Annotated in this window: 9 protein-coding genes and 1 pseudogene; 6 read left to right on the top strand and 4 right to left on the bottom strand. The window is 64.0% G+C overall.

What is annotated here, in order from left to right; genetic code table 11:
• Positions 1–571: 571 nt before the first annotated feature.
• Together PKE80_RS25300 and PKE80_RS03770 are read left to right on the top strand one after the other, a co-directional pair.
• Positions 572–914: pseudogene (locus PKE80_RS25300) on the top strand (recombinase family protein).
• 350 nt (positions 915–1,264) lie between these two features.
• On the top strand, positions 1,265–1,414 hold the full coding sequence (locus PKE80_RS03770; RefSeq protein ID WP_271181345.1) for a hypothetical protein: 150 nt from the start codon (positions 1,265–1,267) through the stop codon (positions 1,412–1,414).
• 9 nt (positions 1,415–1,423) lie between these two features.
• On the opposite strand, the gene PKE80_RS03765 is transcribed toward PKE80_RS03770, so the two are convergent.
• Genes PKE80_RS03765 through PKE80_RS03755 form a run of 3 tightly spaced genes read right to left on the bottom strand, consistent with a single transcriptional unit; the run spans position 1,424 to position 5,976 of the window.
• Entirely contained in the window at positions 1,424–3,898 is a 2,475-nt protein-coding gene (locus PKE80_RS03765; RefSeq protein WP_271181344.1) for a branched-chain amino acid ABC transporter ATP-binding protein/permease, read from the bottom strand.
• The gene (locus PKE80_RS03760; protein WP_271181343.1) at positions 3,895–4,770 is read right to left on the bottom strand and encodes a branched-chain amino acid ABC transporter permease; all 876 of its coding nucleotides are present in this window, start codon (positions 4,768–4,770) and stop codon (positions 3,895–3,897) included. Before PKE80_RS03760 ends, PKE80_RS03765 begins: the two co-directional genes overlap by 4 nt.
• Positions 4,771–4,773: 3 nt before the next feature.
• Positions 4,774–5,976 carry an ABC transporter substrate-binding protein gene (locus tag PKE80_RS03755; protein ID WP_271181342.1) on the bottom strand — a complete coding sequence of 401 codons (1,203 nt, stop codon included), beginning with the start codon at positions 5,974–5,976 and terminating at the stop codon, positions 4,774–4,776.
• A 238-nt stretch (positions 5,977–6,214) separates the two neighbouring features.
• On the opposite strand from PKE80_RS03755, the gene PKE80_RS03750 reads away from it, so the two are divergent.
• The 4 genes from PKE80_RS03750 (at position 6,215) to PKE80_RS03735 (ending at position 12,936) form a co-directional block, all read left to right on the top strand.
• Positions 6,215–6,994, top strand: coding sequence for a GntR family transcriptional regulator (locus tag PKE80_RS03750; protein ID WP_271181341.1), 780 nt, complete (start codon positions 6,215–6,217; stop codon positions 6,992–6,994).
• Positions 6,991–7,647 carry a flavin reductase family protein gene (locus PKE80_RS03745; RefSeq protein WP_271181340.1) on the top strand — a complete coding sequence of 219 codons (657 nt, stop codon included), beginning with the start codon at positions 6,991–6,993 and terminating at the stop codon, positions 7,645–7,647. The genes PKE80_RS03750 and PKE80_RS03745 overlap by 4 nt, the downstream gene beginning before the upstream one ends.
• A 634-nt stretch (positions 7,648–8,281) precedes the next feature.
• Positions 8,282–11,560, top strand: a complete 3,279-nt coding sequence (locus PKE80_RS03740) for a TonB-dependent receptor (RefSeq protein ID WP_271181339.1) — start codon at positions 8,282–8,284, stop codon at positions 11,558–11,560.
• Positions 11,561–11,580: 20 nt separating this feature from the next.
• Complete coding sequence (locus tag PKE80_RS03735; protein ID WP_271181338.1) at positions 11,581–12,936, top strand: amidohydrolase; 1,356 nt, start codon at positions 11,581–11,583, stop codon at positions 12,934–12,936.
• 294 nt (positions 12,937–13,230) lie between these two features.
• Here PKE80_RS03735 and rtcR read toward each other — a convergent pair whose 3' ends face one another.
• Positions 13,231–14,769: an RNA repair transcriptional activator RtcR gene (gene rtcR, locus PKE80_RS03730; RefSeq protein WP_271181337.1), complete on the bottom strand. Its 1,539-nt coding sequence runs from the start codon at positions 14,767–14,769 to the stop codon at positions 13,231–13,233.
• Between the last annotated feature and the right edge of the window lie 218 nt (positions 14,770–14,987).

Below are 14,987 nucleotides of genomic sequence, written 5' to 3'. Positions count from 1 at the left end.
TCATCGCCTGATCTAGTGAGATTGGCAGACCCAACGGTGGAGTTGAAAGAATTAGTATGAATTTGTTCGATAAGATCCTATCTTCTTCGAGCCTGCTGTCACTTGCATCTGCAAGCCGGGCTGCCAACAGGGTTGGATTACTAAAAGAGGTATAAAATGCTGATAAACCAGACGGTTATCGGCGAAGTTTGCCGGACACCCTCTCCGCCAGTCTTGCTGGCTTCCCGCTTATCGATTTTCTCGTCATCCTCTGCTTCCTCGACGTCGGTTCGTTGCCATAAATTTAGTGGAAATTAGGCTGCGACTGCTTGGTGCCAAGTATTGATGGAAGCGAGCCCCCGCAACCAAACTCCCTAAAAATCTTATAGAAATCAGAATCTTGCTGAGATGTCTATTTGGGCGGAAATTCCTCGTCTCAATAAAATCAATGACTTGGCTTATTGGGTTCAATCGGGGGCGCACCCCGCAACCAACTTCCGCTTCTCCTCGCGGAGATAGGTAAAATCTCGAAAAAAAATGATTTTTTGCATAGTTACTTCCAGAAGCGTCGGCCCTCGCCGCCGGACCCTTGATGCTCAAAGCGGCTCTCTACGCCCGCTACTCATCCGATCTGCAGAATGTGCATTCCATCGACGACCAGTTGCTGGTCTGTCGGGAACTTGCAGCACGCGAACGCTGGGAGATCGTCGCTTATTATCACGACGAGGCGCGAGCATGCGGGGCGAACAGGCCTGCTGCAGCTTCTGGCTGATACCAGGGCAGGGCAGTTCGACATGCTGTGTAGAAACCTCGATCGCATATCCCGCGATCAGGAAGACATCGCACACGTCGATAAGCTACTACGCTTTAACGGCATCACGCTGCACAAAGGGGACGATGAAAACTCAGGCGCATGCTCGGGCCGATTAAGGTGATGCCCGCTCTGGCACGAGCGCAATGGCCCTTGAGTGGAATGAAGAACCAAATCTGAGCCAGGCAACACGATAAAAATCCTGAAGCCGCTGGCAGCAGATGGGACTTTGTGCACGGTCTGCTTCCGAGCGCGAGGCAGGCGATTCCGGACGTCGGGTGATTATAGCATGATATTCACTGGGCTGTTCATACCAGCCTTTCGCGGCTCGGGATGTTCGAGATGAATGGGCCCATCGATATCACTGATGAAACGGTGACTCACAGCTTCTCGCGCGCCGTCTAGGAATTGGGGATTACGCACGGCGCCGTAAGCTAATGTATCCGTGACATCGAAGAACGGCAAGGAGCCTCCATGTTCGAACGCAGAGGCAATAGCATTAGGCCCATCGCCGCTGACCGCCAGATGCTGCCGGTGGTGCAGCAAATCGCTCGATTTGATTGCCAGCGTTTTCCACGCCCGCCGATGCTGGATGTTGCCGTGCCAGTCTATGGCATCGACTAGTGCGCGAGCTCAATTGCCCAGATACAAGGCTTCGAGATTTTCGCTCGACATCATAACGCCAGACGGACCCGTCGCCAGAATTCGTCCGCTTCTTAGAACATAGGCACGGCTGGAAAGGTTAAGTGCCAAATCGGCCATCTGATCGACGATGAGCATCGCCATGCCTTCATCTCGAAGCAGCGTTAATTGATCGAACAGGTCCGATGTCATCTGCGGGGACAGGCCCAGTGAAGGCTCGTCCAGTAGCAGGATATGGGGCGAGGACATGAGTGCCCGGCCGATCGCCAGCATTTGCTGCTCACCGCCAGAGAGCAGCCCCGCCCGGCGCTGCTGCATGTTGGCAAGGCGCGGGAAACGCTCCAGAATCGAGGACATGCGGGCCGCCGCATCCTTGGGTCGCACATAAGCACCCAGACGCAGATTGTCGAATACCGAAAGCTCGGGAAAGACCTGCCGCCCTTCCGGGACGAGTGCCAGCCCCTGACGCACGCGAGCGGGCGCATCCTGTGCCGTGATCTGCGTACCTTCCAGTCTGAGGTGCCCTGAACCCGGTTCCATCAGACCGGAGAGAATGCGCATCAGCGTGGACTTGCCAGCGCCGTTCGCGCCCAGCAGGGCTACGGCTTCGCCGGGACGTACCTCGATGTCGATGCCGTGCAGCACGTCGATGGCGCCGTAGCCTGCATTCAGCGCGTAGGCGGCAAGGCAGGGTTCGCCGCCTTTGGCGATGGCCACGGCCTGCCCGCCCATGCGCCTTTCGCCAAGGTAGGCCTCGCGCACCAGCGGGTCCGCCTGAACTTCGGCCGGGCTGCCCTGTGCGATAAGCTCGCCGGTGCGCAGGACCGCAACGCGGTCCGACACGCCCATTACAAGGCCCATGTCATGCTCCACCAGGCCGACACCGATACCTGCCTCGGCGATCTGCCGCAGCAGGTCGCCGAGCACCCGTTTCTCAGTCTGGGAAAGCCCAGCTGCCGGTTCGTCGAGGAGCAGGGCGTCCGGGTCCGTCGCGAGCGCGCGCGCGATTTCTACCAGCCTCCGGTCGACGTGTGCCAGAGCGCTGCAGCGGGTCGATGGCGGCCCGGCAAAGCCGCAGGCCCGCAGCAAGGTGCGCGCATGGTGCACATCCTTGGGGCTGCGGTTCAGGGCGGCCCCGTAAAGCATGCCGGGCTGTCCCTTGCGCATGGCGAGCAGGACGTTGTCCTCCACGCTCATGCTGTCGAACAGGGCAGAGGTCTGGTAGGTGCGCGCAATGCCGACCCGCGCCGAAAGCCACGGCTTGCCAGCGGCCAATGGAGTGTCTCCGACCAGACGCTCCCCTTCATCGGAGCGATAGAAGCCGCTCAGGATGTTGATGACAGTCGATTTCCCGGCACCGTTCGGGCCGATCAGCGCCGTCACGCTCCCAGCCGGGATTGCGATGTCGAGATCGCCGATCGCGCGCACGCCACCAAACCGGATACCGAGGCCGCGCCCCGACAGGGTATTGCGGCGGCGTTTCGCCAGAAGCGAGGCAATAGCAGCGGCATCCTCTTGGGGGGCAGCGCTGTCTGCCTCAGGCAGGCGCAGCATTCCGGCAATGCCGCCGGGAGCTATCCACAGCACCAGTAGTACCAGCGCCGCATAGGCAAGGATGCGATAGGCCTCGAAAGAAGACAGCAGTTCCGGCAGCACGCCGATGACGATCGCCCCAACCACCGGGCCGGGCCGCGATCCGATGCCGCCGATCACCACCGTCAGCACCAGCAGGATCGAGAAGTTGAGGCCGAAGGACTGCGGCGTCACGAAACTGTTGAGCGGCGCCGACAGCCCGCCCGCTAGCGCGCAGCACCCGGCCGAGACCATGAAGGCGACGATGCGTGTGCGCGTCGGAGAAATGCCGATGGAGGCGGCAGCGTTCTCGGAATCGCGAACCGCGCGCATCGCCTGCCCCCAGCCGTTGGCCGACAGCATGTGATAGGCCGCCATCACCAGCGTTGCCGCCGCGATGGCCGCGATCGCCATGGCCCGGTCGCCCAACACGATCCCGGCCAGCGACAGCGGCGGGATTTGCAGGATGCCGCTCTGGCCGCCGGTCAGGCTTTCGGCTTCCACCAGCGTCTGCTCCACCACCAGGCCGAAAGCGATGGTCACCATGGCAAGGTAGGGCCCTTTGACTCGCAAAGCGGGCAAGGCGAGGAGAGCGCCGATGCCGACCGCAATGGCTACGCCCAGCGGGCATGCCAGCCAGAACGGCAGATAGCCGTGAGAGGTGCAGATCGCCACCGCGTAGGCACCGATGGCGTAGAATGCGGCATGCCCGAAGCTGAACTGGCCGCTCAGCCCGATCAGCACGTTGAGGCCGATGCCGGCGATTGCCAGCAGCGCGATCTGGCCAATGACGAAGGCGTAATAGCCGTTGAGCAGCAGCGCTCCGGCGATGCTCGCCGACAGGCACACGCCCCACAGTGCAGGTGCGGCGATTCGATGGGATAGGGCGTTCATACCTTGCGCACCTGTGCTCGGCCGAGCAGCCCGTCGGGGCGTACGGCAAGGACGATGATGACCAGCATGAAGGTCACGATCTGGGTATAGCCCGAGCCGACGCCGAGCGTGACGAGGGCCTCCACCAGCCCGAACAGCAGCGCGGCCACCACGACGCCTCGCGCGTTGTCGAGGCCTCCCAGAATGGCGACAGCGAAGGCCTTGAGGCCCAGCGTCACGCCCATGCCGGTCTCGACATGGGAAAGCGGCGCCACCAGCATTCCCGCGATGCCGGCAAGGGCCGAGGACAAGCCGAAAGCAGCAGCAATGACCCGGCCCACCGGAATGCCCATGATCGCGGCGGCGTCGCGGTTCTGCGCCACGGCGAGCATGGCCACGCCGTGCAGGGTGCGGCGGCGGAACAGGTCGATCCCCCCCGCCAGTGCCAGCATCACCAGCGGGATCAGCAGGTGCAGCGGATAGATGCCAAGGTCGATGCCGCCCACCCGCACGGCGTCTTGCGCCAGCGGCGAGGGCAGCGAACGCGGCTCGGCGCCGAACACCAGCATCACGCCGTTATCGCAGACCAGCCCCAGCGCCACCGTTGCCATCAGCCAGGCATCGGACTTGCGCATCAGGAACGGGCGGATCGCCGCGCGCTCGACGATCAGGCCGTAGAGCGCGCAGGCGGTAACGGCGATCACCACCGCAGCGGGGACCGGCCATCCGGCCTGCGTCAGCATCCAAAGCAGCACCGCGCCCAGCATGGCGCTGGACCCTTGCGCGAAGTTCACTGCGCCGCAGACCGACGCGGTGATGTGAAAGCCCAGCGCGATCAGCCCGTAGATGGAGCCAAGCGCAAGGCCGGTGAGCAGGGCGGGAAGGACTTCCATAGCTCAGGCCGCCTTTGACGGCATGGTGCCGGGCAAGGGCAGCGGCACGATGCGCCCCCCGTCGAACTCGGCCCAGACGTAGTCATGCTCGTCCAGCGCGTCCTGGCCATGGGCGAAGGGAGCGTCATACGTCTTGATCAGGCCTTCATAGCGGCCAATCCGGATGAAGCCGCGCCGCACTGCCTCGCCGTCCTGCGACCCGGCGGCTGCGATCGCCAGTCCGGCCAGATGCATCGCATCATAGGCGTTGGCGACACCGACGGCCGGCGTCACGTCCTGCGGTCCGGTGATGTCGGGGTACTTCGCCTTGAGCGCAGCAAGAACGCGGGCTCTCACCGGGGTATCGGCGCCGAAGAAACTGTATGTCTGCACGAATTTCACCCTGTTCGCGTGCGAGCCAGCCAGTTCGGAGAAGCGCCCGCCGGCCGGTCCCCAGTGCGACACGATCGGCACGTCCCAGTCCATCTGGTCGAGCGACTTCACGACCTGCGCCGAAGGACCGACAGTGGCCACCATCAGCAGGCAATCCGCTCCGGCAGCGCGCAGGCGGCCAAGCTGCGGGGTAACGTCGAGGTCGGAATGCTCGAACTTCTCCGACCCCGCCAGCGGCAGCCCGGCTGCGGCGAGCGCCGCCTTCAGACCTTTTTCGTTGGACTGGCCCCATGCGGTGTTCAGCAGGATCAGGCCGGGGCGGCGCACGGCGTAAGTGCGCCGGGCAAAGGCGACCATCGCCTTGTCGACCAGTTCGTCCACCGCTGATACGCGGAACACGTAATTGGGATCGGTGCCATTATGGGTGATCACCGTGCCCGCCGCCCACGGCACCACGAAAGGCGTGCGCGCGGCAGTGGCGATCGGCACGATGGCGCGCGCGACGGGCGTATCCAGCCCGCCGAACAGTACCGCCACGCCTTCTTTGTAGAGCAATTCGCGGGCGGCGATCACACCTTTGGCGGGACTGCTTTCGTCATCGCGGCGGATCAGTTCCAGCTTGCGGTTCAGGAGGCCGCCTGCCGCGTTGATCTCATCGATGGCGATAGTGATCCCGCGCGAGATCGCCTCGCCGGACTTGGCCGACTGCGCGGTGAGGGCGGTGATGAGGCCCACGCCTATCCGATCGCTGCTGCGAGAGCATCCGCCAAGGGCCGCCGCGGCGCCGCCGATCATGCCGGCAAGGATGGTGCGCCTGGGAACGAGAATCGCCATGGTCCGCCTTCATTGAGGTTCGCAAGCTGGCTATCACGAAGACGAAACAATTCAATACAAAAATCGTCAACGATTTATATTATGGATCGTTTATGATTGTTCTTGCAAAATTCGACAAATCTGGTGCAAAGCGAATCCGGGGCATCCATCGCGTGTTTCAGAGTGGAGCTTCGGTGAGTAGGGTGGTTCCGGCTGGGCTGTGATGGCCGTGCGGGGTGTTGGAAGGTGGTTTTGGATCATGAAGCAGGGTTTCGCGATGTCGGACGATAATGCCAGTGCCGCTTCCGCCCCCCGCCGGGCGCGCAAGGCTGAGGCTGCGCCGGACCTGGGCGTGGCGGCGGCGGCCAGCGGGGTCGATGTCGAGCAGCACATCTACGAGACGGTGTTCGACAGCGTGCTTAACCAGCGGCTGACGCCCGGCACCAAGCTGCCCGAGCCGGCGCTGTGCGAGCTGTTCGGCGTGTCGCGCGCGGTGATCCGCAAGGTCCTGCAGCGGCTGGAACATGAGCGCATCGTCGAACTGCGGCCCAACAAGGGCGCCGTCATCGCCGCCCCGACACCCGAGGAAACCCGCCAGATCTTCGAGGCGCGCCGGGCGCTGGAAGTATCCATCGTCGAGATCGCCGCACGGCGCCACACCCCGCAGGACTTGGCCGATCTTCGCCGTCTGCTGGCGCACGAGCACGAGATTACGCATAACCCTTACCAGCCCGCCTGGGCCGCCTGCGCGCGCGAATTCCACCTGCGCATCGCGGCGGTCGCGGGCAACCCGATCCTGACCGCGTACCTGACCGAACTGATGACGCGCTGCTCGCTGATCGTCGCGCTCTACCAGCCCAGCGGCAACGCCGCGTGCGAGCATGCCGAGCACGGCCGCATCGTCGACTACATGGAGAAGGGCGACGTCGCCTCGGCCCGCGCCGAAATGGGCCGCCATCTGCGCGCGCTGGAGGACAATATCAGCCTCGATCGCGGGGCCTCGACGCAGACGCTTGCCCAGATGTTGAATCTGGGATGAGCGGTTCTGACGCCACCTCCGCCGAGACGACCCACGTCGATTTCGACGCGATCGGTGCCTATCAGCGCTACAAGTTGATGGCGAGCCTGATCGTCCCGCGCCCGATCGCGCTGGTCACCACGGTCAATGCGCAGGGGGTGGTCAACGCCGCGCCGTTCAGCATGTTCGCCATGCTGGGCGAGGATCCGCCGCTGGTGATGATATCCATCAACCGCTTGCAGGATGGTGCGCTCAAGGACACAGCCGCCAACGTTCTGGAATCGCGGGAATTCGTGGTCCACATGGCGGACGAGGCAATCGCCGCGCAGATGCACGACTGCGGCACCACGCTGCCGCCCGACCAGAGCGAGTTGGACCTCGTCGGCTTCACGTCGATCCCTTCCGCCGGTGTGAAACCGCCACGCATCGCCGAGGCGCCGATCGCCTTCGAATGCCTCCTGTGGGAGACGATCGAGACAGAGAGCCGGTACATCTTCCTCGGAAAGATCCTGCATCTTCATGCCCGCGAGGGGCTGGTCGACACCGACCTGTGGCGGGTGAACCTGCAGGACTATTTCCCCGTCGGCCGCTTCGGCGCCAGCTTCTACACCCGCACGCGCGATCGCTTCGCCTTGCAGGGCGAAGCGCGGGAAACCGCCATCGACCGGATCTGAGCGGCGGAGTTTTGGGGCGTATGAGGTTTCGCTGTGCGGCCCTGGATTGCTTCGCTGCGCTCGTAGTGACGACGGGAAATGGACGTGGCACCCACGGCTTGTCATTGCGAGCGTAGCGAAGCAATTCCTCGTCAGCGCTGTGTCGTTTCCGTCTAGCGCGTTTCGCCATTCCCCCTTCCTTCCCTCTTTCCTGCCTGCACAGCGCGACGGCAGGGAGATGAAGGTGGCGCGTCCCGCCGATGTTCGAGGCGCACACGACCGTGCACTGAACTGAACCTAGCGATACCCAAAAGAGCAAGAGCGCGCGTTGGCGCGCACTAAGGCGCATTCGCATGGCCCATTCCGATACCGGAACCATCGAAAATATCGTCAACGATTCGATTCCAAATTGCTGCGCGGCGCGATCGTCAACCTGCACTAAACTCTAACATACCGCGCCGCAGCATCCAAAAATCGCAGAAACACAACGTTCTCGAAAATTTATTATATCGTTGACGATTTAATGTTGGATCATCGACGAAGTTCGACATATGACTTGATTCGCAACGAGCGATCGGGTCGCCGGGTGTCGGCAGGACAAAAGTCCGCCGCACCCCTGCCGGTCGCCTTTTCGGACAACATGAGGGTGACAATCATGCGCTTTGCGAAACTGGCTGCCGGACTTTCTCTGGGTGCGATGGGGATCGCGCTCGCCGTTCCCAGCGCGATCCACGCGCAGGTCATCACCGGGGCCATCAATGGCCGCCTGACTGATCCGGACGGCAATCCGGTGAGCGGCGCTCCCGTCACCATCGTCCATGTCCCCTCGGGCACGACCACCACCGCGACGACCAGCGCCGACGGCGTCTACGCCGTGCGCAACCTGCGTCCCGGCGGCCCGTACCGTGTCACCGCGACTTCACCCGACCTCGGCACCAAGTCCGTGAACATTCCCGCGATCAACACCGGCGACGCGTTCCAGGCAAACTTCACGCTGGGCGAGATCAGCGAGATCGTGGTGAGCGGCACGACTTATGGCGGCGGCGACCTCAAGACCGGGCCGAGTTCCAACTTCTCCGCGCAGAAGATCGAGGCGGCGCCTTCGATCAGCCGCGATCTCAAGGATCTGGCGCGGATGAACCCCTTCGTGGCGGTCGATCCCAGCAACAGCGATGCGCTGGTCTGCGGCGGCGCCAACAACCGCACCAATTCGCTGACCATCGACGGGGTGCGCCAGAACGACGACTTCGGCCTGCAGGCCAACGGCTATCCCACGCAGCGCTCACCGATCTCGATCGACGTGGTTGAGACGCTGGGCGTGGAACTGGCGCCTTATGACGTGAACTACGGCGCGTTCGGCGGCTGCACGCTGAATGCCACCACCAAGTCGGGCGGCAACAGCTTTCACGGTCAGGTCTTCTATGAATATACCGGCGATGCGCTGCAGGGCGGCCGCTTCGGCTACACCGATTTCCAGGACGGATCGAAGCAGGACCGCCGCCTGACCGGCAAGTTCTCCGAAAAGACCTTCGGCGCGACGCTGACTGGCCCGATCATCAAGGACACGCTGTTCTTCACGCTGAACTACGAGAAGTTCGAGCGTTCGGAGCCGTCGCTGGTCGGCCCTTCGGGTTCGGACTTCGCCAATCAGGTGCCCGGCGTCAGCGTGGCACAGGCCAACGAAGTGCGCCAGATCCTGAAGGACCGCTACGGCTACGACCCGCTCGGCTACGAGGCGACCAAGCTGCCTTCGCGCGACGAGAAGTTCTTCGGCAAGCTGGACTGGAACATCGCGCCGGGCCACCGCGCCACGGTTTCGTACCAGCGCACGCGCGGCTCCTCGATCTCGGCCAACGGCAACACGCTGACCGGGTCGAGCACGTCGCTGGGGCTGCTGTCGCAGTGGGTGGAGCGGCAGAACAACCTCGACGTCTACAAGGCGCAGGTGTTCTCCGACTGGACCGACAATTTCAGCACCGAAATCAGCGCGTCCTACAAGAAGATGGACAACCCGGGCTTCCCGCTGGCGGGCAACGATTTCGCGCAGTTCCGCGTATACCTGAACGGGACGACGACCGGCCCGAGCGTCTATGCGGGCACCAATGCCTCGTATCAGGCGAATGAGCTGACGACCTATCTGCAGCAGTACCGCGCCAAGGCGACCTATACCGCCGGATCGCACCGCATCACCGCCGGGTACGAGCGCGAGGCGCTGAAGATCTGGGATCTGTTCGTGCAGAACGCCAACGGCTCCTACGTGTTTAACTCGCTGGACGATCTGCGCGCGGGCAATGCCTCCTCGGTCAGCTATGCCAATGCGGGCAGCAACCAGAAGGCGGATGCGGGCTTCACGCTGCACACCACGACCAACACGCTCTACCTGCAGGACGAATGGGCGGTGCTGCCCGAACTGACGATCAAGGCGGGCCTGCGTTACGACTTCTTCGAGCAGTCCGACCGGCCGGACGAAAACCCGGTGGTGATGGCGCGCTACGGGATTTCCAATACCGAGAACCTCGACGGCAAGCACCTGCTGCAGCCGCGTTTCGGGTTCAACTGGAAGCCCGACCCGACGCTGACGGTCTATGGCGGCGTCGGCCTGTTCGGCGGCGGCTCGCCCACGGTGTGGACGGCGAACACCTTCTACAGCACCGGGCAGATGTTGGGCAACGTAACCTGCAGCCGGAGTGCCACGGCGAGCGCGGCGTGCCTTGCGGGGCTGAGCAACGTGGACGGGTTCAACGTCAACCCGGCGCTGCAGGCGGCCAATACCGCCAGCGCGGCGCGCGGGCAGGGGCTCATCAATGCGCTGGACAAGAACTTCAAGCCGCAGTCGACGTGGAAGATGTCGATCGGGGCGCAGAAGGAGTTCGATCTGGGCGCGTTCGGCAACGGCTGGCGCGTGGCGGGTGAGTTCATCCACTCCGAAGTGCAGAACGCGGTGGCGTGGTACGAATTGTACGCAGGCGCCAATCGCGGGCCGGATGCGCCGGACGGGCGACCGACGTATCTGCCGGGGCGCGAGAACCGTAACGATATTCTCGTGACCAACACCAAGCAGGGCTATGCCAACCAGCTAGGTCTGGCGCTGGCGAAGACCTGGCGTGAAGGGCCGCTGGACGGGCTGGAGGCGATGTTCTCGCACACCTACATCCGTTCGAAGGACGTCAATCCCGGTATCACCACGGTGGCTGCGTCGAACTACAGCGGGGTGGCGACTTCGGACCCGAACGATCCGGCGCTGGCGACCTCGAACTATGAGTTCCGCCATCTGTCGAAGCTGTCGGTCAGCTATTCGCATGCCTTCTTCGGCGACAACCGCACGCGCCTGACGCTGTTCGGGCAGAGGCGCTCGGGGCAGGTGTTCAGCTATACTTTCGATGTGGGCGCCAACGCCAACATGGCGGCCGACATGCTGGTGGGCGAGAACGGCGCGCTGGCGACGCGCAACCGCCAGCTGCTCTATGTGCCGCAGACGAGCGGCGGGCAGGTGACGGCGACGAGCGATGCGATCGTTACTTATGCGCCGGGCTTTGACATCGCTGCGTTCAACGCCTTCCTGAAGCAGAACGGGCTGCTCAAGTACGCGGGCAAGATCGCGCCGCGCAATGCCTTCACCGCGCCTGCGCTGACGACGATCGACATGCGGATCAGCCAGGAAATCCCGGGCTTCTTCCCCGACGGGGCGAAGGCGGAAATCTATCTCGATATCGAGAACCTGGGCAATCTTCTCAACCGCAAGTGGGGCGTGCTGCAGCAGATCCCGTCGCCTTATGTGTCGGCGAACGTGGTGGCGCGCAATTGCCAGATCGCCGGGGCTTGCCCGACGCAGGGCAACTTCTACCAGTACGACAGCTTCGTCGGCCGTGCGGCGACCAGCTTCAACACGCAGTCGGTCTGGCAGATGAAGATCGGCGCGCGGTTCAAGTTCTAAGGCTTAGGGAAGGGACGACGATGATGGATCGCAATGACATGCAGCTTTCCCGCCGGGGTATTCTTGCCGCCGCCCTGGTGGCGGGGGCGGCCGGGGTCGCGGCTCCGGCAATGGCGGCGAAGACGAAGCCGGCCGGGGCGAAGGGCGCGAGCTTCCTGCTGCGCGGCGTGACGCTGGAGACAGGCTACCGGCGCGAGGGTTCGGAAGTGGTCGGCACCGAGACTGCGAAAGCCTCGGTGCTGGTGCGCGGCGGAAAGATCGCCGCGATCCTCCCCGCCGATGCGCCTGCACCGATGGGCGTGGCGGTGCGCGATGCGAAGGGCATGCTGCTGCTGCCCTCGTTCCGCGACATGCACATCCACCTCGACAAGACCTTCTACGGCGGCCCGTGGGTGCCCCCGCGCAAGCGGACCGAAGACATTCGCGGGCAGATCAAGCTGGAGCAGACGCTGCTGCCGCAGCTCCTCCCAACGCTGGAGGAGCGCGCGGGCAAGCTGGTCGATCTGCTGCAGTCCAACGGCACCACCTTTGCGCGCAGCCAGTGCAACGTCGATCCGGTGGTGGGGACCAAGCACGTCGAACTGCTCAAGCACGCGCTCGACGGCCGCGCCGACGGTTTCGGGCATGAGATCGTGGCGTTCCCGCAGCACGGTTTCGTCAGCGCCGACCTGATCCCGACGATGCGCGCGGCGATGGCGGCGGGCGCGACGCATGTGGGCGGCATCGATCCCACCGCGCTCGACGGCGGCATGGAGAAGTCGGTCGATGCGATGATGCAGGTTGCGCTCGACATGGACAAGGGCGTGGACATCCACCTGCACGAGCCCGGCGCCAGCGGCATCGCCGCGATCCGCCGGATCGCCGACACGGTGGAGCGCGAGCGCTCACTGAGTGGCAAGGTAACGCTTAGTCATGCGTTCTCGATGATGTCGATTTCCGAAGGCGAAATGGCCGAACTGGCCGCTCGGCTGGCTTCGCTTGATGTTTCGGTGGCATCCACCCTGCCGTTCGGCACGCGGATGATGCCGATCCCGATCCTGCTGGACAAGGGCGTGAAGGTCTACACCGGCACCGACAGCGTCGAGGATCACTGGTCAGTGTTCGGCAGCGGCGACGTGCTGGAGAAGGCAAAGCTCGCTTGCCAGCTCTACGGCTGGAGCGACGAATACGGGATCTCGCAGTCCCTGAAGATCGCCACCGGCGGGCCGACCCCGCTGGATGCGGCGGGCAAGCAGGTATGGCCAAAGGCCGGCGACGCCGCCGACATGGTGCTGGTCCCCGCCAGCTGCTCGGCCGAAACGGTCGCGCGCCAGACCCCGCGCAAGGCCGTGTTCCATGCCGGCAATCTGGTAGCGGGAGTGCTGGACGCCGCCTGATTGCACGGCCGGATTGTGGCGCGGCCATGCTGAAATGCTGATTGTTCCGGCGCGATACCCTCGCGCAGGAACTTTCGGTAATTCTGTTTCGATACCTCCCGGCATTTGGCCGCCGCCGCCATGAGGCGGCTTTGAAACCGGGCGACTCAGGGCCCGGCTTCTCCGTGATAGCCACCGCCCCGCTTCCCAGGGTATGGGGCGGCGACTTCGCTCGTTTGACAGTAAAATTCGAAGATACCGGGCCTGTCGGCGTGGTCCTGGTGGTGTGAGCGGCACGATCGGGCCGCTGCCAGCTTACTTTGCCTCCAGCTCCCGGATACCGGCCAGTCTGCACCCGGGAAGCGAAATTGCAGCGCTGAACGACCGGGAAGGGGCGGTCACCGTAGCGTTGCGATCAAGCCCAAACCGGGTGAGGTACTTGCGCAGGCGGTCGGCATCGTTGGTGCTGGCCCGGCGTTCGCGGGAGGCAGCAAAGAGGCGGCGACCGGCTTCGGAGAGGGAAGGACTTTCTCGGCAAACCCGTGCGACGTACGCGAGTTGGACGCGGTCGAAGGGATCGATCTCGGCCAGTTGCGCGGCGCTCAGGACCGTTTCGAGGCCGTCACTTCGATTGCTCCCGTCTGACCAGAGGCGCTCGAGCCGGACGACCTCGCCGTCCACCGTCGCCACGTCGATGCGGCCCTTGGGTGCGAAAGTCGCCATGCGGGTGATGCTGGCGGCTAGATCGCGGAAATTACCGTTCCAGGTTGCGCGCGGCGACGTGGCGAAATCAAGGAAGCGGGCGCGGGCCTCCTTGTTGAACGAGACGCGCATACCCTCGCGCTCGGCATGGCGATCGAGTTCGTAGTCGAGGTTGGGCGCAATGTCCTCGCGCCGGGCAGCAAGGCCGGGAAGCGCAAAGGTCCACAAGTTGAGGCGGGCGTAGAGGTCTTCGCGGAAGGTGCCTTCTGCGACGCAGCGTCCAAGGTCACGGTTGGTGCCGGCGATCAGCTGGAAGTCGCTCTTCACTTCGGCGTCCGCGCCTATCGGCAGGAAGCGCCGGTCCTCGATCGCGCGCAGGATCATCGCCTGCTCGTCGAGCCCGAGTTCGCCGATCTCGTCGAGGAACAGCATGCCGCCATCGGCGCTGCGCAGCAGGCCGGGACGGTCGGTGGCCGCGCCTGTGAAGGCGCCCTTGCGATGTCCGAACAGCGCTGACATCGCGCCGTCGCCGCGCAGGGTGGCGCAGTTGACCTCGACGAACGGCCCCGCGACCTGCCGCTTCACCTTCTTGAGATCGTGGATGCGCCGCGCCAGCTGGCTCTTGCCTGCACCGGTCGGTCCCATCAGCAGGATCGGCGCGCGGGTGCGCGAGGCGACCTGCTCGATCTCGTCGATCATGGCGTTGAAGGCGGGGTTGCGCGTCTCTATCCCGGACTTCAGGAACGAAGTGCCCTCGCGCTGGTCGGCGGCGAAGCGGGTGGCGATGGAATCGTAGCGCGACAGGTCGAGGTCGATGACGCTCCAACTGCCCGGCGCAGTGGCGTCGGCGCGGCGGATCGGCTGCGTCTGGGGCAGGCGGCCGGGCAGATAATGCGCCTCGGTCAGCAGGAACAGGCAGATCTGCGCGACGTGGGTGCCAGTGGTGATGTGGACCAGCACGTCCTCTGCCTCGGTGTCGAGCGGCAGGGTGCGCGTAAAGTCGAGCAGCTTGCCGTAGACTTCCTCGAAATCCCAGGCGCCCACGAAGTCTATGACATGGCGCTCGACCGTGGTTTCCGGGGAGACATCGGCGATGTCCTCGCTGACGTATTCGGCGAGGCGGCGATGCGCGGTGCCGTGAATCCGGGACATGGGAGATCCTTCGGTTCAGATCGACGATTGACGAGGCTCTGGTTGGCGGCGGAATAGCGCTCGCCCACCAGTTCGATGGCGGCGAGTGCCGAGCGGATACGGACCAGATCCGGCTCGCTCAGTTCGACCGCAGCAGCGCCGAGGTTTCTTCAAGCCGGGGATGTCCGCTTCAGGCCGGGTATTACGGCCGCGCTTTTGTTGGGCGTGACCCCTTCCAT

Source organism: Novosphingobium resinovorum (assembly GCF_027922145.1).
GTDB classification, from domain to species: domain Bacteria; phylum Pseudomonadota; class Alphaproteobacteria; order Sphingomonadales; family Sphingomonadaceae; genus Novosphingobium; species Novosphingobium resinovorum.
This window is presented reverse-complemented; position numbering and strand designations above follow the sequence as displayed.

What these genes read in the sequence shown, in the direction of transcription:
- PKE80_RS03735 (WP_271181338.1), top strand. Translation starts at nt 11,581, where the DNA reads ATGATGGATCGCAATGACATGCAGCTTTCCCGCCGGGGTATTCTTGCC.
- rtcR (WP_271181337.1), bottom strand. Translation starts at nt 14,769, where the DNA reads ATGTCCCGGATTCACGGCACCGCGCATCGCCGCCTCGCCGAATACGTC.
- PKE80_RS03750 (WP_271181341.1), top strand. Translation starts at nt 6,215, where the DNA reads ATGAAGCAGGGTTTCGCGATGTCGGACGATAATGCCAGTGCCGCTTCC.
- PKE80_RS03765 (WP_271181344.1), bottom strand. Translation starts at nt 3,898, where the DNA reads ATGAACGCCCTATCCCATCGAATCGCCGCACCTGCACTGTGGGGCGTG.
- PKE80_RS03740 (WP_271181339.1), top strand. Translation starts at nt 8,282, where the DNA reads ATGCGCTTTGCGAAACTGGCTGCCGGACTTTCTCTGGGTGCGATGGGG.
- PKE80_RS03755 (WP_271181342.1), bottom strand. Translation starts at nt 5,976, where the DNA reads ATGGCGATTCTCGTTCCCAGGCGCACCATCCTTGCCGGCATGATCGGC.
- PKE80_RS03770 (WP_271181345.1), top strand. Translation starts at nt 1,265, where the DNA reads ATGTTCGAACGCAGAGGCAATAGCATTAGGCCCATCGCCGCTGACCGC.
- PKE80_RS03745 (WP_271181340.1), top strand. Translation starts at nt 6,991, where the DNA reads ATGAGCGGTTCTGACGCCACCTCCGCCGAGACGACCCACGTCGATTTC.
- PKE80_RS03760 (WP_271181343.1), bottom strand. Translation starts at nt 4,770, where the DNA reads ATGGAAGTCCTTCCCGCCCTGCTCACCGGCCTTGCGCTTGGCTCCATC.